This window comes from Synergistaceae bacterium DZ-S4 (assembly GCA_025943965.1).
Lineage (GTDB): Bacteria > Synergistota > Synergistia > Synergistales > Synergistaceae > Caenicola > Caenicola nitritireducens.
In genome coordinates, this window is record JAPCWD010000002.1 from 14,713 (window position 1) to 40,065 (window position 25,353).

Below are 25,353 nucleotides of genomic sequence, written 5' to 3' on the forward strand. Positions count from 1 at the left end.
GTTATGACTCTGGACATGTTTATTCAGCACGCATTCAATGCGTTGACGCTTGGAAGCCTTTATGGCCTGATCGCTATCGGCTACACCATGGTCTACGGTATACTCAGGCTGATCAACTTCGCACACGGCGACATCTTCATGATAAGCGCCTACTTCGTTTTTTTTGCAATAACTCTGCTCAACCTTCCCTGGGTCGCAGCGGTCGTCCTTTCGATCGCGGGTACGGCACTTTTCGGAGTAATGGTGGACCGGATAGCCTACAGGCCTCTGAGGGATGCTCCGAGGATATCAGCTCTCATAAGCGCGATCGGAGTATCATTTTTTATTGAAAATATCTGCCTGGTGCTCTTTACCGGGGTCCCGAAACCGATGCCCAGGCTTGAGATGCTTGTAACTGTAATGCAGTTTGGCAATATAAGGATCCTTCCGCTGGCAATATTTGTCCCAGTGAGTTCCTTCCTGCTCGTTGCGGCTCTTTTATGGGTGCTTTACAAAACTCCGCCCGGACTGGCGATGAGGGCCATATCAAAGGACATAGAGACGACCCGTCTGATGGGGGTCAGAGTAGACAGGATAATCGCCCTGACATTCGCTATAGGCTCAGCCCTTGCAGCAGCCGCAGGCATAATGTGGGCGCTCAGGTATCCGCAGATCCACCCGTTCATGGGAGTCTTTCCCGGATTCAAGGCGTTCATCGCTGCGGTCTTCGGGGGCATTGGCTCTGTTCAGGGAGCGATGATCGGAGGTCTCCTGCTTGGATTCATTGAGATAATGATAATAGCGTTCTTCCCGGCACTTTCGGGTTACAGGGACGCTTTTGCCTTCGTGCTGCTTATAATGATACTTTTCGTAAAGCCTACCGGGCTGATGGGTGAGAAACTGGAGGACAAGATATGATGGAGAAAAAAACAAAGATCATTCTCAACCTCTCACTGACCCTTATGCTTGCGGTCTTTCTATGGTGGGCGCAGGGCAACCTCGACGGTTACAAGGTACAGGTGCTTAACCTGATAGCGGTCAACGCTATCCTTGCACTCAGCCTCAACCTGATTTACGGCTTCACAGGAATGTTCTCGCTCGGCCATGCAGGTTTCATGGCGATAGGGGCCTATGTTAGCGCCATCCTGATCCTTCCTGCCGCACAAAAAGAGATGATGTACATACTTGAACCGATAATATGGCCGTTTTCCGTCCTGGAGGCACCCTTCTTTGTATCAGTCCTAGCGGGCGGCCTTGTCGCCGCGGTGCTGGGTCTTCTCATAGCCCTGCCCGTCCTTCGCCTGGGTGGAGACTATCTGGGGATAGCCACGCTCGGTTTTGCCGAGATAATAAGGGTGGTATTCACCAATATTACTCCTGTAACGAACGGAGCGCTGGGGCTGAAGGGAATACCTCCATATGCCGATCTGGGGTGGAATTATTTCTGGTGCATCCTTACCTTCTACGTGATAGTAAAACTCCTCTCCAGCAACTTCGGGAACTGCCTCAGGGCCATACGCGACGATGAGGTCGCTGCAAAGGCCATGGGCATAAATACCTTTAAGTGCAAGGCGATATCATTTGCTGTAGGCGCTTTTTTTGCCGGAGTGGGGGGGGCGCTGATGGGAAGCCTGATCACGACGATCGACCCCAAGATGTTCAACTTTCAGCTTACTTTCAACATCCTTATGATAGTTGTTGCAGGCGGACTTGGGTCGATAACAGGATCGATGGTCGGAGCGGTCGTCATAACAGTTCTGCTTGAATGGCTCAGGTTTGTCGAAGACACGATCGAGATAGGTTCCTTTGTGATCGCTGGCATCCCCGGAATGAGGATGGTCATCTTCTCACTGGTCCTTCTTTTCATTATCCTCTACCGCAGGGAAGGGATAATAGGGGGGTACGAGTTCAGCTGGGACAGCGTGGCCGGATGCTTCGGGAACAAAAAGGAGGACGAATAGATGGCCAGATCCGTTCTCAAAACAGAAAAAGTGACGATACGGTTCGGCGGACTGACAGCCGTCGGAAACTTCACCATAGATATCGGCGAGGGAAGCATCTCCAGCCTGATCGGTCCGAATGGTGCGGGCAAGACCACATGCTTCAACATAATCACCGGTTTTTACTCTCCCACTGAAGGCAAAGTCTTTTTTATGGGCAAAGATATAACCGGAATGAAGCCGCATGATGTGTGCAGAGCAGGTATTGCCAGGACATTCCAGAATATAAGGCTATTTGCGGGAGGCACTGTCCTTCAGAACGTAATGACGGCATGCTGGGTGCGCCAGAGATCGCCATGGTGGACAGCGCCGCTGATGCTTCCGGGTTTTCTCAGAGAAGAGCGCGGAATAAGGGAAAAATCGATGGAACTTCTGAATGCGGTCGGACTGGGGCATCTTTCAAAGGAGATAGCTACCGGACTGCCTTACGGAGCCCAAAGAAGGCTTGAAATAGCAAGGGCGCTTGCCACTGAACCCAAACTCCTGCTGCTCGACGAACCTGCAGCCGGAATGAACCCCCAGGAAAGCCGGGAACTTATGGATTTCATAAGGCAGATAAGGGACAGGTTCGAACTTACCATCCTCCTTATCGAGCACGACATGAAGGTCGTCATGGGAGTATCCGAATGGATCAGAGTGCTCGACTACGGACAGCTGATCGCAGAAGGCACCCCTGCAGAGATACGTTCCAACTGCAAAGTTATTGAGGCATACCTCGGAAAGGAGGCTGCCGTCTGTGCTGAAAATTGAGAACCTCAACGTACGTTATGGGGGCATACATGCCATAAGAGGTATATCGATGGAAGTCCCCATCGGGAAAATAGTAACTCTGATAGGTGCCAACGGTGCAGGAAAGAGCAGTACCCTGAGATCTGTTGCCGGACTGGTAAAGGGTAAGACCGGAAGCATATCTTGGAAGGGCAAAAACCTCCTGGGACTCCTCCCGGAAGAGATACTGATGTCGGGAGTAGCACTGTGTCCGGAAGGCAGAAGGATCTTTCCTCAGCTTACCGTCCTTGAAAATTTAAAACTTGGCGGCTACGTACGCAAAGACAAGTCAGGTCTTGAGAACTCCATTGAAAGGGCATTCGGACTTTTCCCGAGGCTTAAGGAAAGGGCCTGGCAGAAGGGAGGGACCCTTTCGGGCGGGGAGCAGCAGATGCTTGCCCTTGCAAGGGCAATGATGAGCGACCCGGAACTTATTATGATGGACGAACCGTCCCTCGGACTTGCCCCTCTTCTGGTAGAAGAGGTCTTTGAGATAATCCGCGAGATCAACAAGGAGGGCAAGACGATACTTCTTGTCGAACAGAACGCCTTTGGAGCCCTTAATGTCGCTGACTACGCCTACGTCCTTGAAGTCGGGGCAATAACGCTTGAGGGCAAAGGCAAAGACCTGTTGAAAGACCGGCGGGTCATAGATGCCTACCTTGGGGGCTGACGTTATTTCCTACATGCAAAAAATTATTAGGATAGTTCCCGCTGCAGGATGGCCGCAGCGGGTTTTTTAATTGATAGACCCAATTAAGCATAAACCGTAACCGCTTTATAAAATACTGATTTATCAATGCTGTTAAAAGCAGTCGTTGTAGTATAAAATGTAACTGCAAAAACAAAAAACACAATATTCCTAAAGCGGAGGAAGCCATGAAAATACCTTCTGCACTGAACCTGCCAAATCTGCTCAGCATATCGAGAGTCTTTCTCGTTCCTGTTGTGATGGTATTCCTTACATTGAGGACTCAGTTCGGATTTATCGAAGGGGTCAGCATAGGAGATCTTCTGGCCGGTGTTATCTTCATAATCGCTTCCCTGACTGACGCAGCCGACGGCTATATTGCAAGAAAAAGGGGTATAGTGACTAACCTGGGTAAATTTATTGACCCGCTTGCTGACAAAATAATGGTCGTTGCTGTCCTGGTCGCACTTGTAGACCTTCACAGAGTCCCTGCATGGATGGTGGTAGTGATAATCTCAAGGGAGTTTATAGTTACCGGACTCAGAATGATAGCGGCCTCAGAAGGTGTCGTGATCGCGGCGTCAAAAGGCGGCAAGCTGAAAACCGTGAGCCAGATAATAGGGATAATACTGCTTATTTTCAATCTGCCCGGAGGCCTTGCAGTGATGTGGGTCGCCATGGTCCTCACGATATGGTCGGGAGGGGACTATCTGGTCAAATGCATTGACCTGCTCGACTGAGCCGTTTTTTTGCAAAAACAGCATCCGGAAGAAATAATGTATGAGCCGAATTTTTGATTCGGAACAAAGGGGAGGAATTTATAACATGAAGGATGACCTTTATAAGACCATTGAGAGATTCGAACCGCAGATGGTATCGCTGCTCTCCGGACTGATCGGGATACCGGCAATAAGCCCGCTTGGCGGAGGTGCCGGAGAATACAGGAAAGCGGCATACATTGCAGAGAGCCTGGAAAAGATGGGTTTTGGAAAGCCCGAGGTATACAACGCTGCGGATCCGGCAGCCGAAGAAGGGGTAAGGCCGAATCTTATCTTCAGGATACCCGGAAAAACATCGAGACGGCTCTGGATCGTTTCACATATAGATGTGGTCCCGGAAGGTGACAGGGGATTATGGGACACAGATCCCTTTAAAGCAGTCGTCAGGGACAGGAGAATATACGGGAGGGGATCCAACGACAACTGCCAGGAACTGGTCTCGTCACTTTATGCGGTTGCAGCCCTGAAGGAGCTGAAACTAACCCCTGAATTTGAAGTCTGCCTCTGTTTCGTAGCGGACGAAGAGGTAGGAAGTGTTCACGGGATAAGGCATCTGATCAAAGAGGGTCTTTTCAGCCCTGATGATCTCGTGATAGTTCCTGACGGAGGCAATGAAAAGGGCGATTTTATCGAGATAGCGGAGAAGAGCATCTGCTGGATAGAGTTCACTGTAGAGGGGAAACAGGTGCATGCGAGCAAACCGGGGCTTGGCAGCAACGCCTGCAGGGCTGCTAACGAGCTTTCATGTGCTCTTGATTCGGCGCTTCACAAAGCATTCCCCGATGAGGATAAAATATTTGACCCCTCAGTTTCAACTTTCGAACCCACGAGGCGCAATGCCAACGTGCCGAATGTGAACACAGTTCCAGGACGTGAAGTTTTCTGTTTTGACTGCAGAGTTCTGCCGAACATACCTCTTGAAGAGGTGCTGAAGGTCGTTGATGCCGAGATCAGAAAAATCCGGGAGAGAAGGAATGTCGGAGTGACATACGAATTCCTCCAGAAGGAGCAGGCGCCGGCTCCCACGCCCACCGATTCACCAGTTGTCAGGATGCTTAGGGAAGCAATAATGGACGTTTACGCATTCGAGCCCCACGTGGGCGGAGTCGGGGGAGGGACATGCGCTAAATATTTCCGTGATGAAGGGATCCCGGCCGTTGTATGGTGTCAGGAAGCCGACGTTGCACATATGCCCAACGAGTATGCCGAGATAGACCACATGGTAAACGAAGCGAAGGTCTTCGCCCTCATGATGCTTAACAAGAACTGACCGAATATAACATCGGTGTAAACAGGAAAGGGGCCGGTCTGCCTATCGCAGCCGGCACCGTTTTTATATGTCGGCTATGGATCATATAGGTCATATTGCTTTGACTGCCGCATACATAAAAGGATATAATCATCCGATGGGAAAACATATCCAAACAAAAGGTACGTCTTATGTTTCTGAGAGGTGGATTATGAATGGGATTGTTTAGCGGTGTCATAAAGGCACTTGGATTGGATCCAAATGACAGAGCGATAGCCCGTTATGAGGAAAAAGCTTCAATAATAGATTCCTTCGAACCGCAGATAAAAGAGCTGACAGATGAGGAACTTGCAATGTCATCATCGTTGTTCAGAGACAGGCTGGAAAAAGGTGAGACGCTTGATGACATACTCCCGGAAGTCTTCGCAAGGGTGAGGGAGGTCTCAGTAAGAACTCTGGGCCTGCGTCATTTCAAAGAGCAGCTCATGGGTGGGATCGCTCTCCATGAGGGCAGGATATCCGAGATGAAAACGGGAGAGGGTAAAACACTTGTCGCGACTTTGGCGGTAGCATTGAATGCCATAGCCGGACACGGAGTCCACGTAGTAACGGTAAACGACTATCTAGCTGCACGCGATGCCGAGTGGATGGGACCTGTTTACAGAGGCATGGGACTTTCGGTGGGTGTCATATCTCCCTTTATGGATCAGGAAGACAGGTTTGATGCATATCGAAAGGACATTACATACGGCACCAACAGTGAATTTGGATTCGACTATCTCAGGGACAACATGGCGATACAGAAAGAACAGCAGGTCCAAAGGGGACACCACTACTGTATAGTCGATGAAGTTGACTCGATACTGATAGATGAAGCAAGAACTCCTCTGATCATCTCCGGACCCTCGGAAGACGATACCGAACCCTACCGTACCGCTGACAGAGTGGCAAGGGACCTTATTAAGGGCACCGATTTCGAGGTCGAGGAAAAGGAGCGCAATCTTGCACTCACAGAGGCCGGCATCGCAAAAGCCGAAAAGTTGATGAATCTTCCAAACCTCTTCACAGATTTCGCAAACTCATCTCTTTCACACAAGATAGTCCAGTCACTCAAAGCGCACCATCTCTTCCAGAGGGACGTACATTATGTGGTCAAAGAGGGAGAAATAGTTATCGTCGACGAGTTTACAGGAAGACTGATGTTCGGCCGAAGGTACTCAGACGGACTTCACCAGGCTATCGAAGCCAAGGAACGGGTTAAGGTCGGAAGGGAAAATCAGACGCTTGCCACCATAACGCTGCAGAATTATTTCAGGATGTACGAAAAACTTGCCGGGATGACGGGCACAGCATTGACTGAGGCGGAGGAATTCAAGGAAATATACGGGCTTGAAGTAATCGTCATGCCGACCCATATGCCCATGATAAGGGACGATCATCACGATGCGATATACAGGACCGTAGCAGAAAAATACAACGCGGCAGCAAATGAGGTCTCAGAAGCCTATGAAAAGGGGCAGCCCATACTTGTCGGCACCACCTCGATAGAGAACTCCGAAAAGGTCAGCAGGCTGCTCAGAGCAAGAAAAATACCCCACAGCGTCCTTAACGCAAAGGTACACGACAAGGAAGCTTCGATAGTTGCCCAGGCGGGACGCCTGAAATCAGTCACAGTGGCTACCAACATGGCAGGCCGCGGAACAGACATAGTGCTCGGGGGCAATGCTGAATTCCTTGCCAGGGAAGAGATGCACAAACAGGGGCTCGATCCTAAGGAAAATGAGCAGGAATACAGACAGGTCCTGGAAGAATTTAAAAAGATCTGTTCGGAGGAGCATGATGCGGTGATAAAGGCCGGAGGCCTTCGGATCATAGGTACCGAGCGGCATGAATCAAGACGTATAGACAACCAGCTCCGCGGGCGTTCAGGAAGGCAGGGCGACCCAGGAGAGAGCCGCTTCTACATCGCGCTGGAAGATGACCTTATCCGCCTCTTTGGCGGTGACAGGATACAGGGCATAATGGAAAAGCTTGGAATGGAAGAGGGAGAGTGTATCGAACACAACCTGCTCTCCAAGGCCATTGAGAATGCGCAGAAAAAAGTTGAGGAGATGCATTTCGACATAAGAAAGCAGCTCCTGGCCTATGACAACGTAATGAACCAGCAGCGTGAAGCATTATACAAGGAGAGAAGCGAGATACTGAACGACCCCGATATCGCTTCAAGAACTCTTGGCGTACTTGAAGACACGGCCCTCTCGCTCCTCGAAAAGGTATTTGAGGACAATGATTCGGGAGAACCCGATATACATTCAGTAAGCATCAGACTTAACGCGCTTTTCTGGCCCGGGATGTCAAAGCATATTGAAAACGTACAGACTAAAGAGGACTTAGAAGAGTCAAAACCTGTAATTCTTGAAGAGATAAGGTCAAGGTTCAGCCAGAAGATCAATGAGCTCGGCCCCGAAGTGTCGGAGCAGATCTTCCGCTATATTTTCCTGGAGATCCTTGATACCAACTGGAAGGAGCATCTGCTTGCCATGGATGAGCTGAGAAGGGGGATCGGCCTGAGGGCGATAGGCCAGAAAGACCCTCTCCTTGAATATCAGTTCGAGTCTTTCAGCCTCTTCCAGACGATGCTTGTTCAGATCAGGGAGGGTATCACTGAGTTTGCACTAAGGGTGTCCGTCGTGAACAAGGAGAAAGAGAAGAGCCGCGCAAGATGGATAGAGAGCCGGGATGCCCTTGATATCCCGGAGATATCGGGGTACAGCGAAGAGATGGAAAATCCGGGGGCACTGGCTACCGCGCAAAAGACTCAGCCCATAGTGAACGTTGGGAAAGTAGGACGCAACGATCCCTGCCCATGCGGGAGCGGCAAGAAGTACAAGCAGTGCTGCGGCAGATGACCGGGAGGTATCTTATGAGACGAGTTTTTAGTTGGACTTCGGTATTTTTGTCAATGCTCGCCCTGTTGCTGGTCCTTCCTGCCGCAACTGAGGCCTGGAACACCGGCGAGGAGATCAGAAGGCTCAACAAGGAAGTTCCCTCCATAGAGGGTTTCAGCGGAGCTGCATCGGTAGTCTGGCTAAAGAACAACGATTTCAGGATGCTTAACGACGGAACGATGGAAAATACGCATTATTATGTGGTGCTTGCAGGAGAATATATACCCGAACAGGTCAAGGAGATCCGGCTGCCTGTCCCTCCCGAGGGTTCTGTTGAGATACTTGAGGCCTCATGGTACAACCCGATGACTTCCATGAAGGAGGGTGATCTGTCCCTCTCGGAGGAAAAGCTTGACGGAGGAGCGGCGGTAAAAAAGGTCATTACCCCGGATGAAGCCGTGGGGAGAGTCATAGTGCTCATCGTGAGGACTAAACATGAAAAGCGTTACGGTGTCGATGAAACCATTGATATGGCGGGCCCCCTTCCTATCTGGGAGCAGAATGTAACGGCAGAGCTTCCGGAAGGAAGGGAACTCTACTGGCACGGAAGGGATATCAAGGATCCTCTGGTCACAAAATCGTCCGGACAGCAGAAATTCAAATGGACAGTTATGAATCAGGAAAAATGGGAGGGAGAAGGTTTTGTGGTTTACAAGAGACCCAGCCTCTCCTTCAGTTCAAAAAAAGGAATAAATCAGAGCCTTTTGGCAATGGATGAGTTAGTTAAAACATTTCCCCATATAAACATCCCAAAATCAATACTCTCAGGGGACAGGGCAAAAACTGGACTAAGGCTTATGGAGTGGATCAGTGGACCGTCGAGGAAACTGGCAGGTTACCCGCGCAACTGGGTCAGGTCTCCGGAAAACATCCCTGAAGCCGGCCCTTGGACCCCATGGGAGCAGACCATTCTCCTTAATAAATGGCTTGGCAGCCTTGGCTGGGATACAAAGATATGGTGGCAGACATCAGTGGAACTCGACGCAGAGAGCCCCGGCTCCACGAGCTTATGGACCGCTCCGGTCCTTGAGCTCTCTCCGACCGGCGGAAAGGCTGAATTTTATCAGGCAGGCCAGACATCAGCTTACGGGGTGACGGCCCCCTCTATAGCAGGAGCGCTTCTCTACAGGCTTAAAGACGGCAATGTGGAAAAAAAGAGGGTCAGTTCAGGAAGTCCGGCGGATCATAAACTGGAGTTCTTGTGGAGACTTGACCTCAACGAGTCAGGTTCTGCAGAGGGGATACTCAGCATAACTGTCAGCGGTGGCTGGACTCAGCTTATGTCTGACGGACATCTCCCTTCACAGAGCGGACTGAGCGATTTTGTGAGAAGGCGAGTCAACTTTGCAATTCCGGGGATGGTAATGGATCCTCTTTCTGTCGAACCCACAAAAACAGGATACAGGCTTGATTTCAAAGTCAAGTGCGTGCCGGGGATAGTTCTGAAGGACGACCTGCTGCTTCGCCTTCCCGGAGGAGTTCCCGCAAGGGTAGGGGAGATGATAGGCAAGGAGAACAATTATACCCTGCGTTTTCCCTTCATAATAGATCAGAAGATAAGGATGAATATGCCTCCGGGATATAAAATGATCCAGTCACCTCCGCTCAAAAAACTGGGTGAGGGAACAAAGGCCGTGCTCAGGGAATCAATAATACACTGGCCCAAAAAAGCGGAACTGATAGCTGACAGTACCTGGACAGTAAAAAGCGTAACAGTAGACGACCGCCTGGGGGCAATTTTAAAGGAAGAGCTTGCGGCGTGCATGAGATGGCCTGTACTCGACCTTCCTTTCAGGAAATAAAAGTCTTAAACCATTAAGGAGTGCTTGAACTTGCAGAACATGACAGAGGAACTGAAGAAGATACTTGAAAATGCTGTCGAAAAGATAGCCCGGGATCTAAATAAGGAGATACCCGATGGCTTCATTGTGCGCCTTGAGCGTCCAAGACAGACCGGGCACGGCGACTGGGCGACCAATATAGCGATGCAGCTTGCAAAGCCTTTCGGCCTGAAGCCCAGGGAACTTGCGGACAAGATGATCGAAGAGGTTCCTCTTGGAGAGACAGTTGAGAAGGCTGAAGCCGCGGGGCCGGGCTTTATCAACTTCACGCTCGCCTCAAACTGGATCTCGGAGGCTGTGAAAAGTGCGATATCTAAGAATGAGAATTACGGCAGGGTCGATTCGGGCAAAGGCCGGAGGGTCCAGGTCGAGTTTGTAAGCGCCAACCCTACCGGTCCGCTGCACATGGGACATGGCCGCGGCGCAGCCGTGGGTGATATTACAGCCTCTATACTCGACTTTGCGGGTTGGGATGTAGAAAGGGAATACTACATAAATGACGCGGGCCTTCAGATGGAACTTCTTGGCAAATCGGCCCAGTCGCGTTATTTCGACGCCCTCGGAAGAGGAGAAGAAGCTCCGATGCCCGAAGACGGATATCATGGGGAATACATGACGGAAATAGCCGCATCGTTCGTTGATAATTACGGAGATTCCCTTGCACAAAGGCCCCTCGAAGATACAGTTGAATTTTTTTCGGTCGAGACTGGCAAGATCGTCACTGAGATGATCCGTAAGGACCTTGAAGAGTTCGGGGTGACCTTTGACGTCTGGTTCTCAGAAAAATCACTTTATGACAACGGGCAGGTCGACCCTGCTATGGAAGAGCTTAAGAAGAGGGATTTTGCCTATGAGGAGGACGGGGCCCTGTGGTTCAGGTCCACCCTTTTTGGGGACGACAAGGACAGGGTCCTCATAAGGACTAACGGAGTGCCGACATACTTTACATCTGATGTGGCTTACCTGAAAAACAAATATGACAGAAACTTTGAAAAGCTCATCTACGTCTGGGGAGCCGACCATCATGGATATGTCCCCAGGCTCAAGTCGGTGAATAAGGCTTTCGGCCATCCGGACGAGGCGGTGGATGTGCTGTTGATCCAGATGGTGAACCTTCTCAGGGACGGAAAACCGGTCCAGATGTCCAAACGTGCCGGGACCATAATTACCCTGAGAGAAATAATGGACGAGGTGGGCGTAGATGCCACAAGGTTCTTCTTCGTCATGCGCCGCTGTGACAGCACTCTTGATTTCGATCTTGAACTGGCCAAGAAGGCTACTTCAGAGAATCCCGTCTTCTATGTACAATATGCTCACGCCAGGATCTGCAGCATATACCGTGAATTGGCGGAAAGGGGGATAACTCTTCCGTCAATTGACGAGTTCGATGTTTCTCAGCTCACTGACCAGACAGAGATAAACCTTGCGAAAGCGATATCGAGGCTTCCCGAAGAAGTGGAAAAGGCTGCGGACGAGTTTGCGCCGCACAGGATAGCATATTACGCAACAGAACTTGCGGAGGCTTTCCATTCCTTTTACAACAGCCAGCGGATACTCGGTGTTGATGAGCCTCTTATGAAAACACGCATCCTTCTGATGGAAGCAGCCAAGATAGCTCTTAAGAACGTTCTTGTTATCCTTGGAGTCTCTGCTCCTGAAAAAATGTAAAGGATCACCGTGGATCAACCGGCCGGCAGACAATGAAAGCTCCAAGATTGCGGTGGATCATATTTGCCGCAGCGATCACTTTTCTGATAGCGGTGCTTCTTACCTCTTTTTTCAAAGAGCTCGAAAAAATAGACGTACTTTCGGATACTTTGGATAAAAGAATGGAAGAACTTGTCACGGAAGAGAGGAAGTCACAGGAGCTGAAGCAGAAAATCGAATACTACAGCACACCTGAGGGAATAGCGAGGCTTGCAAGGGAACAGTTCAACCTTGTACTTTCTGGCGAGGTCATGTACAAGATCGAAATAACCTCGAACGATGTCTTGCACTAGCCGGACTTAAGTGCTATAGTTTCTGATTGTATGTCCCTGTCTCTTTCTTGAAAAGAGACCAGAGTCCAAAGGGAGGAGGTGAAGTACGTGCGATCTTACGAAATGGTTTTGATTCTTCAGGCAGATCTTGAAGACCATAAAATGGTTTCAGAAGAGATTGCCGAGGTCGTGCGCGGTTTGGGAGCAGAGTTGGAAAAGGTGGATATCTGGGGCAAAAAGCGTTTTGCCTACCCCATCGAAAAACAGCTCGAGGGTTTCTACGTTCTGTATACGTTTAAACTCGACCCGGCACAGGTGAAGGAGATGGAACGTCTCCTCAGTCTGAGACCCCAGGTTATACGTCAGATGGTCGTCAACCTGGAGGAGAAGTAAGCGTTATGGCTCGCGGGTACAACAGAGTTATCATTATGGGTAACCTGGCAAGAGACCCAGACGTGAGATTCACTCCAAGTAAACAGAAGGTAGCCAGGATCACTGTAGCGATCGGTCGTCAGTGGAAAAATAAGACGTCAGGAGAACTGCAGAGCCACACAGATTTTATAAACGTGTCCGCATGGAACTACGTTGCTGATATCTGCGACCGCTATCTGAAGAAGGGCCGCCCTGTTTTGGTCGAAGGACGCCTGAGCGTCCGTGATTTCGACGATGCCAAAACGGGACAGCACCGGTGGGTGACCGAAGTCGTCGCTGACAATATTGTTCTCCTTGGTTCACCGCGAAGGGAAGATGAAGGGGTTTCCGGATCCTCTTCCAACTCAGAGCAGAATTATGGGAATGCCAGAATGCATTCAGACGCTGTTTCCGGCGGAGACATGGGAAGCCTGAGAGAAGAGGAAGGATTCGAAGATGAATTCCCCCTTGATTTTTCTGAGATGGGTGGGACCGAGGGACCTGGAGACGTGCAGATACCATTCTAGGAAGGGGTTGAGTCTTTGATGGAAAACAGTTCGAATTTTAACCGCAAACGCCGCAAACGCCGGCCGAAGGTTTGTCATTTCTGCGTAGATAAGATCGATCACGTAGATTACAAGGAAGTGGAAAAACTTAAAAAATATGTTACAGAACGCGGTAAGATAGTGCCGCGTCGTGTGACCGGGACCTGTGCGAAGCATCAGCGCCAGCTCACAAGGGCTATAAAGAGGGCAAGAATTATTGCTCTTCTGCCTTTCACATCAGATTAAAAAACGAGTCTGTGCTGTATAATTGGAGAGGGCCGCAGGGCTCTCTCTTTTTTTATTGTATTTACGGGGGTCGGAATGTGAGATTTAAAATTATGTTTGAATGGCTGTCCTGGATACTGTTGAGTCTGGTGATGTTCTCCGGAGGCATGTATGTAGCATTTGCAGCACCATTTCTTATTGTGATCGCACCTCTTCCGTTCATGGTCCTCGGGATAAGACAGGGTTTCCGTGAGTCGCTTCTGGGCGTGATGTTCGGTTCCGCATCAGCTTTGATGATGTTCGGATACCTTCCGGCTTTCATGTACGCCCTGGAATTTGGGGTCCTTGGAGCTGTGTTCGGGTATGTAGCCCGCAGGGTCGAAAAGGGTGTCGATTTTGTCCTGATCTCCGTTGCAGCTTCGATAATTGCGAAGATGATCCTTATTATGGCCTTCACTGCTGTTTCAGGAATGAACCCCGTTGCTATGTCGCCCGAAACGGCAGAGGAGATAGTTTCATCTCTGGCAAAAGCGCTCTCATCTGGCGGGATCGGCACATCTGAAGAGGTCATAAAAAATTACTCTCTGGCAATGGTTGAAACAGTCTCGCTCCTGATGCCGTCAATGATCATTTTTTTCTCCGCCATCGATACTTTTGCCACATACGGAGCCGCCTCGTACATAATGAGAATGACCGGATGGGGAGCACTCGCTGCGTTGCCGGGATTCGGAACATGGCGTTTCCCGAGAAATCTTTTCTGGGCGCTTGCTGCTGCAGTGATAATGGACCTGGCCGGCAAAGCCTTTCCCGATGAGAGAGTCTACATGGTGATATCTGCAAACTTGATGGAGGTCCTGAGAGCCATTTTCATGGTGGAAGGCCTTTCACTATGTTGGTACTATATGACATACAGAGGTATCCCAAAAGCTGTCAAAGTACCTGTTTCGCTCTTCGGTGCCCTCTTTTCCCCTGTTTCTTATATTTTATCTATGGTAGGCATCTTTGATATCTGGTACGATTTACGTGCCCGAATAAGGAGGAAGAACAATGAAAGTGATTCTTAAACAGGATGTCAATAAAATAGGGAAGAAGGGCGATCTTCTTGAGGTTGCCGACGGTTACGGCCGTAACTTCCTGATTGCCAGGGGACTCGCGGAGGAGGCAACGGAGGGTAAGATCCGTGAACTTCAGCAGATGCAGATGACTCAGAAGATCAAGGATGACAAAAAACTAAAGATCGCCGAGGAATCGAAAAAGAAACTTGGCGGCAAAGTAGTAAGAATAAAGGTCAACACCGGAGAGGGAGGCAAACTTTTCGGAAGTGTGACCAATGCTCAGATAGCAGATGCCCTCACATCCCAGTACGGTGTGCCTGTCGACAAGAAAGACCTGAAAATAGAAGAAACAGTCAAACAGACCGGTGAATACAGGTTTAAGGTCAAACTTTACGCGGGTGTGGATGCCGAGATGACACTTAAGGTGGAGTCAGAGTAAATTGAGCACAAACAGGGAATTTGACAGAATACCGCCTTTCAATCTTGAGGCTGAGCGTTCAGTTCTCGGCTCATGCCTAATTGACAGGGATTCCCTGCTGATAGTCATAGAAAGCCTGCGGACCGATGACTTCTATGATCCCAGACACAGGACAGCCTTTGAGATAATCGCTTCCATGGCTGAACAGGACTGCGCCGTAGACTCACTGACCTTCAGGGAAGAAGTTAAGAAGCGCGGCCTTGAAGATCGTCTGGGCGGGCTCCCTTTCGTGGCAGAACTTATGGATGCGGTCACAACGACTGCAAATGTGGAGTACCACGTAAGCATTGTGAGGGATAAGTCTGTACACAGGGGTCTGATCACCGTAGGAAGCGACATCTCGAGGATGGGTTTTTCCGAGGAGATCGGAATAGACGAAGCCCTTGAGACCGCAGAACAAAAGGTCTTTGAGATCGCGAGGACAGGAAGATCCGCCAGGCTAAAGGGCGCAAGGGAAGTAGTTTCCTCGGCCATTGGTGAGATAGAGAAGAGGCTGGCCGGAGGCCTTGAAATCACGGGAGTCCCGTCAGGATTTACTGATTTTGACAAACTCTCGGGCGGGCTTCAGCCAGGGAGCCTTTATATACTGGCTGCAAGGCCTTCCATGGGTAAAACAGCCTTTGCCCTCAATGTCGCTCAGCATGCAGCGCTTCAGGAAGACATACCTGTCCTCATGTTCAGCCTTGAAATGTCAGCAGAACAGATAGCTCAGAGGATGCTCGCAGCTGAATCGGAAGTCAATCTGAGGGAGATGTTCGAATCGCGCAGGGTCCAGAACGAGCAGTGGCAGAAGCTGTCAAAGGCTGCGGGCAGACTTTCGAAAAGCCCTATTTATATTGATGACAGTTCTACGCTGAACACGCTTGACCTCAGAGGCAGGTGCAGGAGATTTTTTGCCAAGCATAGAGCAGGGAAAGGACTTGTAGTGCTTGATTACCTTCAGCTCATGAACGTTGCTCGGAAGATTGAAAACAGACAGCAGGAAGTTTCTGAGATATCAAGAGCGCTCAAGGGCATAGCCAGGGAGTTTAAAGTGCCCGTACTGGCACTTTCGCAGCTTTCAAGGGACGTGGAAAAGCGCGGAGGCAGCAAAAAACCACAGCTTTCAGACCTTCGTGACAGCGGAGCGATAGAGCAGGACGCGGACATGGTAATATTCCTGTACAGAGAAGCATATTACGCTCAGGAGGGTGAGACGGTCGACCCCACATCTGAAGTCATCGTGGCAAAGAACAGAAACGGCCCGACCGGCAAGGTAGACCTGATATTTTTCAAAGAGTGTGCAAGGTTTGCAAGCAAACTCAGCGGAAATTACTGACAGTGAAGGGACTGATTTTTTCCCTCACTGTTTCCTCATATTGTCCACGTGTATTTGCTCGTGGCACATTTCGTTGAAGGGGATCTGCAAGTGAAGTCAAAGACTTTATCCGAACCGGGATCACCGGCCAACGGTATTTATGCTGTTCACCCGAGGATCTTTTATTTTCTGATATTTGTCTCTTTGGGGCTGCCAAATCTGATATATTCAGGCATTACCTGGTTTGATACGCTCCACATAATGAAGTGGACCTTCGCGATGGTACCTGTCGCGATAATTTCAGTCGTTGGCGGTATTTCCCTTACACTGTACGGGAATGAACGTATAGATTTCAGGATAGATCTCTTTGGTTTTTTATGGCTCATCATGCTCGGATATATTTCTGTCCAGACAATCTGGGTAAATATTTCCTCGTGGTCCACATTCATGAAGGAATGGTTCTTCTTCGCGACCCTGACAGCCATCTATATTTTCTCCTTCAACCTCTTTAAAGATGCAAAAGCACACAGGACCATCCTTTGGGTCGCGAACATCAACGCCGGTATTAATGTGGTCTTCGCGGAACTGCTGATCAGAAATATGAACGGACCTTTCCCCTTCATCATGAACGTACCGGGCAACTACATCGGAAACACAGGCCAGCAGGAAATGTTCGGACTGTGGATGGCAATGGCTGTAATGAACGGCATATACCTCAATGCAGCTTATTCAGAAGTTTCGGATGACTTGACGCACAACAAAAGATGGGCGGGTATGATCAGGTACATGAACCTTGGGCTTTTGGCACTTAATTCATGGGGCATGTGGAATTCCACGACCAGGGCAGGCTTTCTCTCCCTTATCACCGGAACTTTGATCATATCCATAATATTTATGCAAAACGGCAGAAAACAGATGCTGAAAAAGGTCGGACAGGGCGTAGGAATAGTCCTGCTGATGCTTGCACTCAACATAGGGATGAGCTATTTTGGGTTTGGCCGTGCCTATGCTCTCCTCAACAAGACCATGGACATGGTAATGGACACCCGTAGCTTTGGCAAAAGGCGTGGAATATGGAAAACAAGCTGGGCGATATTTATGGGACACCCGGTAAAAGGTGTGGGCATAGGCCATTATAAGTGGCACTACCTTGAGGGACAGAGGCTTGCTTTCCAGAAAGACCCGGATATGGAGTGGCAGTTCACATACTGGGCACATAATGAGTACCTGCAGTGGTTTGCCGAGTTTGGCATCTTTGGGACTGTGCTCCTTGTTTCAGCTGCTGCCTGGTGGATATGGAGATTCATCAGCTTCCTCTCGCAGAAGAAAATTCTTTCTCTGGAAGCCTCATGGGCCTGTGCGATGCTTTTTCTGATATTGTTCGACGCGATATTCAGCAGGCCCTTCCACAGGATAGAGAACGCAGTATGGCTCTCCCTTGCTTTCGCGATAGCGAACAGGGAGCTGCTTCCGCTGAGCTACTCCTGGTCAGAGGTCAGGCATACATCGATATACAGGGTATTGGGGATCTTTATCTGCACGATATCAGTATTCGGCCTGGTATTTCTTGGGAACGGACTTGCGGGCGATAAATACCTGAGGTATGCAGCAGATACCGATCAGGCTGAACTGCAGGCCGAGTTCATAAAAAAAGCAAGAGCCAAAGCAATGACAAAAGATGAGGCTGAAGAACAGTATGCCAACCATCTGATGGCAGTTGCAAAGGTGACCAGGGATCCCCAAGACTGGGCAAATGCGATAAACCAGATGTACAGATCCTTCACCATAAGGCCGCAGGCCAAACAGCTGATGGAGCTTCTGAATCTGGCGAGGCAGATCAGAAACCAGGAACTGCTCAAGGTATTGGTCCCATATCTTCCTCCGGCCGGGATAAAAAATGTATCGGGGAGTCTATCTGAAAGCAAACAGCCTGAATAAGGCAGGGCAGGTGACAGAATAATGCGCATCATCCAGGTATTGCCTGAATTGGATATAGGCGGTGTCGAGCGCCATGTCATCGACCTCTCCAACGAACTTGCAGAGAGAGGGCATGATGTTCTGGTAATATCAAACGGAGGACAGATGCAGAGCCAGCTCTCTGACAAAGTACTTCACTGGCAGCTTCCCGTACATAAGAAGAATCCCTTCACTGCATTGTGTTGTTCGGGGAAAATATCCTCCCGGATAAAGAGTGAAGGATGGGAACTGATACACGCACATTCGAGAGTCCCTGCATGGATAGCCCTGTGGGCTTCAAGATCAACAAATATTCGATTTGTAGTTACCGCTCATGTTGATTTTGGAAACAAAAACCCATTTATTTATTATCCATATCGAAGGGCCGACAGGGTGATCTGTGTAAGTACTGCTGTAAAAGAGGGCATGAAAAACTGTTTCTATGAGAATGCCCAAGTGATTTTAAACGGTCTTGATGATCCTAAGCGTTATTGGTCTGAGAAAAGTGAAGAAGTTGTGAAATTGCTTTTTGTTGGCAGGCTATCACCTGTGAAAGGGCTTCATGATGTCTTGAGGGCCCTGCCCCAAGACCTTAAGTGGACGCTAGACGTGCTTGGAGATGGTCCGCAGAGGAAAGAACTGGAATCTCTGGCAAAAGAGCTTCAAATATCGGACAGGGTCTTTTTTCGAGGGTACTCCGACATGGTCGATCATTATATGGCAAATTCGTCATGTCTTCTGTTTCCGTCATATACAGAAGGAATGCCTCTGACGCTCGCGAGGGCAGTGCAAATTGGGATACCGGTAATTGCTTCGGATATTCCATCGGTGACTGAGATGGCTGGATCAAAAGAAGGACTTGTACCCCCGGGGGATATTCCTCAATGGCATGCCGCGATAAAAGATTTTATCTGTACGGGGAGGACTAAAATAATGATACCTGTTTCCAACATTCCTACATTAAAAAAAATGATAGATTCAGATGAGGCGGTATACAAGGAATTGATCAACAGTTGAATATGGACTTCTTACAAAATTATGATCCGGGGAAAAACAGATGAAAAATAAAAAAGTCTTGTTTTTGAAATTTTCATCACTTGGCGACGTTATAATATCAAATTATTACGCAAAAGAAATTAAACGCAAACATCCCGATTGGCATCTGACATGGTTGGTGGATTCACTTTATAAGGACATAGTGAAATATCAGCCTTGGGTAGATGATTTGATGACCTGGGACAGGCAAAAAGAAGGTAACAAAGGATTCATAAAAACGATCAAAGATGTTCGTTCAAGAGGATTTGATATTCTTATTGATATGCACAATACTGACAGGAGTAGTTTTTTTTCTTTTTTCTCAAATATCCCTCAAAGATTTTCAGACAGGTACAGGCTTCCGCTTGCGCATACCGTTCACTCTTTTGACTCGATTTACGATAATACCGACGACATCTCTGCTTGTCCGAAGTATCTTTATGCTCCGCCAATTGCGGACCGTATAAAAAGCATGTTGTATCAAGAGAATGATGAAATGATAATAACAGCAGCGATTGGCGCCAGCTATGAGAAAAAAAGATGGCCGGTGAAAAACTGGATCGTATTTTGCAAGACAGCAGCAACGTCAGGGTATTCCCTGTATCTTACCGGCAACGGCCCCGAAGAAGAAAAAAATGCTGATATAATTGCTGATTCAGTAGGGAATAACAATCTGAAAAATTTAGTCGGAAAACTGTCGGTCACAGAGCTTGTGCAGGTTATTGACAACAGTTGTGTTACTGTTTCGGGAGATACGGGAGCCATCCACATTGCCAGAGCTCTTGGAAAAAAGACGATAGCAATGTTTGGACCTTCATCAATAAACGATGTTTTATATGTTGAAAGTTTAAAAAACGTTTTTTATTGTGATTGTCCGGATAAAGGATGCCATAATTTTGAATGCAGCAAACCCTGTATGGATACTATTTCTCCAATTGCTGTTTATGACTGTCTGGCTAATTTAAAATAAATTTGGACACCAAAGTTGCTGTTATAATATTTTTATATTCATAGCAATAATGTCCTGTTGTATATTCTTGTTTGTCAAATTTGCTGATCGGAGTGATGGTCTTTGGACCGATCGAAAACTTTTTTGGATCATTTGCCATCAAGCACATACAAACACATTCAAGGCTTTTGTAATGGAGGGTGTAAAAAAGGCAAGATCCTGCTTTTCGGTGATTATATGCTGGATCATTACGTTTACGGATGTGTTGAAAGAATCTCTCCGGAAGCGCCTGTTCCCGTTGTAAAATTCCAGGAAGAAAAATTTGTGCCGGGTGGAGCAGGGAACGTTATAGCCAATTTGGCGGGGCTTGGCATAAGTGTTTGTGCGTTAGGAAGATTAGGTATAGACATTTATGGGAAAAAATTGAAAGTTATCTTCGATAACATGGGAGTAGATACTTCTTATTTATATAACCTTGGCAATACTACTCTTAAAACCAGAATAATAGGTGATAAAAGGCAGCAGATGTTAAGGTTAGACAATGACATAATTGTGAGCCCATCAGAGAAAGAGATCAAGAATATTGAAACAAACTTAATTAAGATGATCCAAAAAGAGACAATAAGCTGTCTTTTGATATCAGATTATGCAAAAGGTTTTTGCTCTGATGAGTTATGCGTTAGATCGATCAAGATATGCAGGGAAAACAATATCCCTGTGTTTATAGATCCGAAAAAAAATAATTGGAACTGCTATAGCGGTGCTTTTTTGATAACTCCGAATATTAAGGAATTAAGTTCCGCAGCTGGAAATTTTGTCATCAATGAAGATGATGAAATTGAAAAAAATGCTAAGGCTGTTATTTCAAAATATGAAATCGACAACATCCTTGTAACACGTTCTGAAATGGGGGCCTCGTTAGTAAGCAAAAGTTCGGTCGAACATGAAAGAGCATCTGCCGTAGAGGTCTATGATGTATCAGGTGCCGGAGATACGATGATATCGACTCTGGCAGCCTTTTTTACAAGCGGTGCAGACATCTCCGAGAGCGTAAGGATAGCTAACCTTGCTTCGCAGATAGTGGTAGGCAAATTGGGAACGTATCCCATAAAAAAAGAAGATCTGATGGAATTTGCAGCTCAGTCTGTTTCTTGCCAGACGACTGAAAAAAATGTGGATAGCAGGAAAGTGCAGACAAAATCGGCAAATTTCACACGGGCAGAAGAAATTAGTAAAAAATTAAAAGAAATGGGCAAAAAAATAGTCTTTACAAACGGGTGCTTTGATATACTGCATGCGGGCCACGTAAAACTGCTGACCAAAGCCAAAGGATTAGGCGATTATCTGATAGTGGGACTCAACTCGGATGAATCTGTCAAAAGACTTAAAGGAAATGACAGGCCGATAAACGATCAGGAATCTAGGATCAAAGTATTGGAAGCAATGGAGGCAGTTGATCTGGTCGTCTTATTCGATCAGGATACTCCGGAGGAATTAATAAAATTGACAGGGCCTGACGTTTTGGTCAAGGGTGGAGATTACCGAAAAGAAGACGTCGTAGGGGCAGGATTTGTGAAGTCTGTGGTAATTGTACCGCTCGAAAAGGGTTTTTCGACAACCGGAATTATCAATAAAATTGGTTGTGATGAAGATAAGTAAAAATAAATATATTATCCTTGACCGTGACGGTACCTTGATCGAAGAGAGAAACTATCTTCATGACCCCGATCAAGTGTCACTTTTACCGGGTGTTATTGATGGATTAAAAAAACTTGCTTCAGCAGGATATAAGTTTATTGTCCTTACAAATCAATCTGGGATCGGACGCGGTTATTTCACAGAGTCAGATATGTTTTCTGTCAACGAAAGGCTATCCTCTATCCTTTCAAGCGAAGGGATAGAAATCACAAGGTTTTATTATTGTCCTCATAAGCCTGAAGACGGGTGCAGATGCAGAAAGCCCAAGCCTGGTATGGTGTATGATGCATGTTCGGAGCTTGGATTAACTATTGAAGACATAGATTGTGTAATTGGAGATAAAAAAAGCGATGTGGAACTTGCAGACAACATCGGTGCTGCTTCGGTATTGGTGTTGACAGGATATGGAAGAGCAGTCTTTCAAAAAGAGGTACGTGCTTCGTTCGTAGCCGAAAATATTGATAAGGCAGCAGATATTATAATCAAAGATTTGGGGATGTAATGCATGCCGGATAAAATGGTTTTTTTAAAAAATACAGCCGATCATAAAGCACTTATTGATAAGCTTGAGCTATTGGATGAAACAGTGTATAAGGTGGCTGAACTCATTGCAGGAACATTCACGTCAGGAGGGAAGCTGATCATCTGCGGCAACGGAGGGTCGGCGGCAGATGCGCAGCATATGGCAGCTGAATTATCCGGCCGGTTTCTGAAAGACCGAAAGGCACTTGATGCAGTTGCCCTGAACTGCAATACTTCCGCTATCACAGCGATCGCCAATGATTATTCTTTTGGTGATGTTTTCGCAAGGCAGGTCGAAGCGCATGGTAAGAAAGGCGATGTACTTCTTGCAATATCAACAAGCGGAAACAGTTTAAACATAATAAATGCAGTCAGCAAAGCTAGGGAGAACGGATTGGCAACGATAGGGCTGACCGGGTTGGTCGGCGGCAAGATGAGTGAAATGACCGATTTGACGATCAGTGTGCCCTCATCCTCAACTCCGAGGATCCAGGAGGCCCACCTTCTTATCGAACACAGTATCTGTGAAATCATTGAAAATATGGTCTGCGAAGGCAGCATAGAATGAACAGCATACCAGAAACCGGGCGCCCCTTTGCTCTCCTGAACTATGAAACTTTTGCATTCTGGGCTTATACAGCTGGAGTTGCAACCACAGCATTTGGTCCCATCGCACACTATATTGGATGGACATTTGCTTTGGCAAGTCTTATCTATGGGAAGTTGAGATACAACGCCTCGCTGTCAGTGAAGTTGGGATCGGGAAGTAAAAGGATAATGATTTTTCTTGTTCTTTTTTTGATCTGGTCAATGTTTGCGCATATCCCATATGTCGACAGTTTTTACGTATGGGGCAAAGGGGCATCTATACCCCTTGAATTTTTGACCGGCCTATATCTCGCAATGAGACTGATAAACAATTCAGAAAGACGAAATATCTTTGGTTTGGCTGTCGTTGCGATAAATGTCGTCTTTTGCTTTGATGTGATGTTCAGGCCGTATTTTTTTGTTTTAGGGTGGAACTCTTCACTTGATAACGGTAATGCAGTCGCTCTATATTCTGTCCTGACAATGCCAATTTTCTTTTGTTATGCATTTTGGTATTATAAAAATAACATTTTGATCAAATACATACTTTCTATGACAAGTGTCCTATTTATTATATTTTCTTTTTCTTCAGGGGGATGGATAACGGCCATCGCTGAGATGGGGATATTCACGTTTTATGCTGTCGTATCGGGTAAAGTTAGGTTTAAATCTATTATCCTGCTGACACTAACTACCGTCTTGGTTTTTTATGCATTGATTTCTGTTTTTGATAATGGCCCTTTTGAGTCATTTAAAAGAGAGCTAAATCAAATAATGTCGGTAAACGATGTGGATGTTCTGACCAACCACAGGATAGACACTTGGAGGGCTTCAATTTACATGACTCAACAACACCCTTTCGCCGGAAGCGGATGGGCAACTTTTGAAAAGACGTTCACGCAACAGAAAGGAAATATGACGGGCATTCTTCACCAGCAATGGGCTGAACCCATACCTCACCCCCACAATATGTTCCTTTCGATTTTATACGCAGGAGGGCTACCGTCGTTATTGTTTTTTGTTGCAGCATTTGTTCTCTCAATAAAAACTGCCTGGTTGGGACTCAAAAGAGCTGTTGTTTCGAATAATATCCCCTGGCATCTGATTTGTTTTATCCTGTTAGTTTCACAGGCTATATACGGTACAAATGGGGATGTATTTGCAGCCAGAAGGGATATCGCCGTGATCTTCTGGGCCTGTTGGGGCCTGCTGCTTGCTATCCCGAACCATGCGGAACTGTCAGATAAGGAGGATAACATTGAAGATCCTGCATTATGTTGATGAAAACAGGCTTGCATGGGGCGAGACATGGATACAGCTGATAAAAGAGCTGGAGGTAAAGGGTGCTCAAAACCATGTAATATGTAAGTCGGGGGGCACATTATCCGGAAGGCTGAAGGAAGAGGAACTGTCCTTTGATACTTATGATATTCCCATCCAATGTCTCCCCTTCACAGCGTTTGGTTTCAGAAAGATAATAAAAAGCTTGGAACCCGACATAATACATACCAGACTGTCTTCTGCCGCAATGACCGGGGGTTACTGGGGCCAAAAATTTTCGGTGCCTGCCGTGCACACAATAGACAAATATCCTAAACCGTACTATTACAAAAATGGCGCACTTCTGATCCCATGTTCAAACGCGGTGAAAAATCATATGATCTCGGTTGGCTTTACTGAAGACAAAATGAAAGTAGTGCATAATCCAATTGACGTGACCAGGTATATTCGGGATCAAGAAACAAGGATAGAAATGAGAAAAAAACTGAATTTTGAAGATAAGACCGTTATCATGTCTGCAGGAAGATTTGTTGACTGGAAAGGTTTTGAGTATGTCATAAAAGCATATAGTGAGATCCTTCGCTGCACAGAGGATGGCTCCAGGGGGAAAACGCGTCTTTTTCTGGTGGGATCAGGGCCTGAAAAAAAGAAATATCTGGAATTGGTAAAAGATCTGAAAATTGGAGAAAACGTATTATTTAATGACTTTGTCCAGGATATCCGCCCATTTCTTTGGGCATCCGATGTTTTTGTTCAACCATCTCAGCTGCCGGAAGGATTCAGCCTCATGCTCCTTGAGGCTATGGCGTCTTCTCTGCCTGTAATTACAACAGACATCGGAGGCAGTCTTGATATCATTAACGACAGAGAAAATGGCTGGCTGACCGGTACGAATGATTTTGACAAGATGGCACAGATACTTAAGCAAGTTCTCTCAGATACTGATTACAGGGAAAGAGTTTCGCTAAACGCAGTTAAAACAGCCTCATATTTTAATGTTTCAAGAATCGCCGAAGAAACTATGAGGATCTATGAAATGGTCCTGGACAGCAAGTGCTGATGACGTTATTAAAGTTGAC

At 47.4% G+C, this 25,353-nt stretch carries 24 protein-coding genes; all 24 read left to right on the forward strand.

Going from position 1 to position 25,353, the window contains the following annotated elements:
- Nucleotides 1-3: 3 nt before the first annotated feature.
- The 24 genes from OLM33_01490 to OLM33_01605 all read left to right on the forward strand — a co-directional run bounded on the left by OLM33_01490 (nt 4) and on the right by OLM33_01605 (nt 25,334).
- On the forward strand, nt 4-897 hold the full coding sequence (locus tag OLM33_01490; GenBank protein MCW1712348.1) for a branched-chain amino acid ABC transporter permease: 894 nt from the start codon (nt 4-6) through the stop codon (nt 895-897).
- Nucleotides 894-1,940 carry a branched-chain amino acid ABC transporter permease gene (locus OLM33_01495; protein MCW1712349.1) on the forward strand — a complete coding sequence of 349 codons (1,047 nt, stop codon included), beginning with the start codon at nt 894-896 and terminating at the stop codon, nt 1,938-1,940. The genes OLM33_01490 and OLM33_01495 overlap by 4 nt, the downstream gene beginning before the upstream one ends.
- The gene (locus tag OLM33_01500) at nt 1,941-2,729 is read left to right on the forward strand and encodes an ABC transporter ATP-binding protein (GenBank protein MCW1712350.1); all 789 of its coding nucleotides are present in this window, start codon (nt 1,941-1,943) and stop codon (nt 2,727-2,729) included.
- Nucleotides 2,716-3,420 (forward strand): ABC transporter ATP-binding protein, encoded by a 705-nt coding sequence (locus tag OLM33_01505; GenBank protein ID MCW1712351.1) that lies wholly within the window; start codon nt 2,716-2,718, stop codon nt 3,418-3,420. Before OLM33_01500 ends, OLM33_01505 begins: the two co-directional genes overlap by 14 nt.
- 206 nt (nt 3,421-3,626) lie before the next feature.
- A complete protein-coding gene (pgsA, locus tag OLM33_01510; GenBank protein ID MCW1712352.1) occupies nt 3,627-4,178 on the forward strand; it encodes a CDP-diacylglycerol--glycerol-3-phosphate 3-phosphatidyltransferase in 552 nt (183 codons plus the stop codon).
- Between the two features lie 85 nt (nt 4,179-4,263).
- Complete coding sequence (locus OLM33_01515) at nt 4,264-5,487, forward strand: M20 family metallo-hydrolase (GenBank protein ID MCW1712353.1); 1,224 nt, start codon at nt 4,264-4,266, stop codon at nt 5,485-5,487.
- A gap of 194 nt (nt 5,488-5,681) precedes the next feature.
- A complete protein-coding gene (gene secA / locus OLM33_01520) occupies nt 5,682-8,375 on the forward strand; it encodes a preprotein translocase subunit SecA (protein MCW1712354.1) in 2,694 nt (897 codons plus the stop codon).
- Nucleotides 8,376-8,389: 14 nt separating this feature from the next.
- A complete protein-coding gene (locus OLM33_01525) occupies nt 8,390-10,216 on the forward strand; it encodes a hypothetical protein (GenBank protein MCW1712355.1) in 1,827 nt (608 codons plus the stop codon).
- A 39-nt stretch (nt 10,217-10,255) separates the two neighbouring features.
- The gene (gene argS / locus OLM33_01530; protein ID MCW1712356.1) at nt 10,256-11,923 is read left to right on the forward strand and encodes an arginine--tRNA ligase; all 1,668 of its coding nucleotides are present in this window, start codon (nt 10,256-10,258) and stop codon (nt 11,921-11,923) included.
- A gap of 32 nt (nt 11,924-11,955) precedes the next feature.
- The gene (locus OLM33_01535) at nt 11,956-12,255 is read left to right on the forward strand and encodes a septum formation initiator family protein (protein ID MCW1712357.1); all 300 of its coding nucleotides are present in this window, start codon (nt 11,956-11,958) and stop codon (nt 12,253-12,255) included.
- Nucleotides 12,256-12,342: 87 nt separating this feature from the next.
- Nucleotides 12,343-12,627 (forward strand): 30S ribosomal protein S6, encoded by a 285-nt coding sequence (gene rpsF, locus OLM33_01540; GenBank protein MCW1712358.1) that lies wholly within the window; start codon nt 12,343-12,345, stop codon nt 12,625-12,627.
- Nucleotides 12,628-12,632: 5 nt separating this feature from the next.
- Nucleotides 12,633-13,172, forward strand: coding sequence for a single-stranded DNA-binding protein (gene ssb, locus OLM33_01545; protein ID MCW1712359.1), 540 nt, complete (start codon nt 12,633-12,635; stop codon nt 13,170-13,172).
- Between the two features lie 18 nt (nt 13,173-13,190).
- The gene (rpsR, locus tag OLM33_01550; GenBank protein ID MCW1712360.1) at nt 13,191-13,436 is read left to right on the forward strand and encodes a 30S ribosomal protein S18; all 246 of its coding nucleotides are present in this window, start codon (nt 13,191-13,193) and stop codon (nt 13,434-13,436) included.
- A gap of 77 nt (nt 13,437-13,513) precedes the next feature.
- Nucleotides 13,514-14,479 (forward strand): YybS family protein, encoded by a 966-nt coding sequence (locus tag OLM33_01555; GenBank protein MCW1712361.1) that lies wholly within the window; start codon nt 13,514-13,516, stop codon nt 14,477-14,479.
- Nucleotides 14,463-14,909: a 50S ribosomal protein L9 gene (gene rplI, locus OLM33_01560; protein MCW1712362.1), complete on the forward strand. Its 447-nt coding sequence runs from the start codon at nt 14,463-14,465 to the stop codon at nt 14,907-14,909. The genes OLM33_01555 and rplI overlap by 17 nt, the downstream gene beginning before the upstream one ends.
- A 1-nt stretch (nt 14,910) precedes the next feature.
- The gene (gene dnaB, locus OLM33_01565; protein MCW1712363.1) at nt 14,911-16,266 is read left to right on the forward strand and encodes a replicative DNA helicase; all 1,356 of its coding nucleotides are present in this window, start codon (nt 14,911-14,913) and stop codon (nt 16,264-16,266) included.
- 90 nt (nt 16,267-16,356) lie between these two features.
- Complete coding sequence (locus tag OLM33_01570; protein ID MCW1712364.1) at nt 16,357-18,183, forward strand: O-antigen ligase family protein; 1,827 nt, start codon at nt 16,357-16,359, stop codon at nt 18,181-18,183.
- A gap of 39 nt (nt 18,184-18,222) precedes the next feature.
- Nucleotides 18,223-19,218 carry a glycosyltransferase family 4 protein gene (locus OLM33_01575; GenBank protein ID MCW1712365.1) on the forward strand — a complete coding sequence of 332 codons (996 nt, stop codon included), beginning with the start codon at nt 18,223-18,225 and terminating at the stop codon, nt 19,216-19,218.
- A 40-nt stretch (nt 19,219-19,258) separates the two neighbouring features.
- A complete protein-coding gene (locus OLM33_01580; GenBank protein ID MCW1712366.1) occupies nt 19,259-20,206 on the forward strand; it encodes a glycosyltransferase family 9 protein in 948 nt (315 codons plus the stop codon).
- 123 nt (nt 20,207-20,329) lie between these two features.
- Complete coding sequence (gene rfaE2 / locus OLM33_01585; protein MCW1712367.1) at nt 20,330-21,844, forward strand: D-glycero-beta-D-manno-heptose 1-phosphate adenylyltransferase; 1,515 nt, start codon at nt 20,330-20,332, stop codon at nt 21,842-21,844.
- A complete protein-coding gene (locus OLM33_01590) occupies nt 21,831-22,385 on the forward strand; it encodes an HAD family hydrolase (GenBank protein MCW1712368.1) in 555 nt (184 codons plus the stop codon). The genes rfaE2 and OLM33_01590 overlap by 14 nt, the downstream gene beginning before the upstream one ends.
- Nucleotides 22,386-22,400: 15 nt before the next feature.
- Complete coding sequence (gene gmhA, locus OLM33_01595; protein ID MCW1712369.1) at nt 22,401-22,973, forward strand: D-sedoheptulose 7-phosphate isomerase; 573 nt, start codon at nt 22,401-22,403, stop codon at nt 22,971-22,973.
- Complete coding sequence (locus OLM33_01600; protein ID MCW1712370.1) at nt 22,970-24,274, forward strand: O-antigen ligase family protein; 1,305 nt, start codon at nt 22,970-22,972, stop codon at nt 24,272-24,274. Before gmhA ends, OLM33_01600 begins: the two co-directional genes overlap by 4 nt.
- Nucleotides 24,252-25,334, forward strand: a complete 1,083-nt coding sequence (locus OLM33_01605; protein MCW1712371.1) for a glycosyltransferase family 4 protein — start codon at nt 24,252-24,254, stop codon at nt 25,332-25,334. Before OLM33_01600 ends, OLM33_01605 begins: the two co-directional genes overlap by 23 nt.
- Nucleotides 25,335-25,353: the final 19 nt, after the last annotated feature.

Bases quoted from the DNA above. Each gene is read 5' to 3' on its own strand.
- OLM33_01490 (MCW1712348.1), top strand. From the start codon at position 4: ATGACTCTGGACATGTTTATTCAGCACGCATTCAATGCGTTGACGCTT.
- OLM33_01495 (MCW1712349.1), top strand. From the start codon at position 894: ATGATGGAGAAAAAAACAAAGATCATTCTCAACCTCTCACTGACCCTT.
- OLM33_01500 (MCW1712350.1), top strand. From the start codon at position 1,941: ATGGCCAGATCCGTTCTCAAAACAGAAAAAGTGACGATACGGTTCGGC.
- pgsA (MCW1712352.1), top strand. From the start codon at position 3,627: ATGAAAATACCTTCTGCACTGAACCTGCCAAATCTGCTCAGCATATCG.
- OLM33_01515 (MCW1712353.1), top strand. From the start codon at position 4,264: ATGAAGGATGACCTTTATAAGACCATTGAGAGATTCGAACCGCAGATG.
- secA (MCW1712354.1), top strand. From the start codon at position 5,682: ATGGGATTGTTTAGCGGTGTCATAAAGGCACTTGGATTGGATCCAAAT.
- OLM33_01525 (MCW1712355.1), top strand. From the start codon at position 8,390: ATGAGACGAGTTTTTAGTTGGACTTCGGTATTTTTGTCAATGCTCGCC.
- argS (MCW1712356.1), top strand. From the start codon at position 10,256: ATGACAGAGGAACTGAAGAAGATACTTGAAAATGCTGTCGAAAAGATA.
- OLM33_01535 (MCW1712357.1), top strand. From the start codon at position 11,956: ATGAAAGCTCCAAGATTGCGGTGGATCATATTTGCCGCAGCGATCACT.
- ssb (MCW1712359.1), top strand. From the start codon at position 12,633: ATGGCTCGCGGGTACAACAGAGTTATCATTATGGGTAACCTGGCAAGA.
- rpsR (MCW1712360.1), top strand. From the start codon at position 13,191: ATGGAAAACAGTTCGAATTTTAACCGCAAACGCCGCAAACGCCGGCCG.
- rplI (MCW1712362.1), top strand. From the start codon at position 14,463: ATGAAAGTGATTCTTAAACAGGATGTCAATAAAATAGGGAAGAAGGGC.
- OLM33_01580 (MCW1712366.1), top strand. From the start codon at position 19,259: ATGAAAAATAAAAAAGTCTTGTTTTTGAAATTTTCATCACTTGGCGAC.
- OLM33_01590 (MCW1712368.1), top strand. From the start codon at position 21,831: ATGAAGATAAGTAAAAATAAATATATTATCCTTGACCGTGACGGTACC.
- gmhA (MCW1712369.1), top strand. From the start codon at position 22,401: ATGGTTTTTTTAAAAAATACAGCCGATCATAAAGCACTTATTGATAAG.
- OLM33_01600 (MCW1712370.1), top strand. From the start codon at position 22,970: ATGAACAGCATACCAGAAACCGGGCGCCCCTTTGCTCTCCTGAACTAT.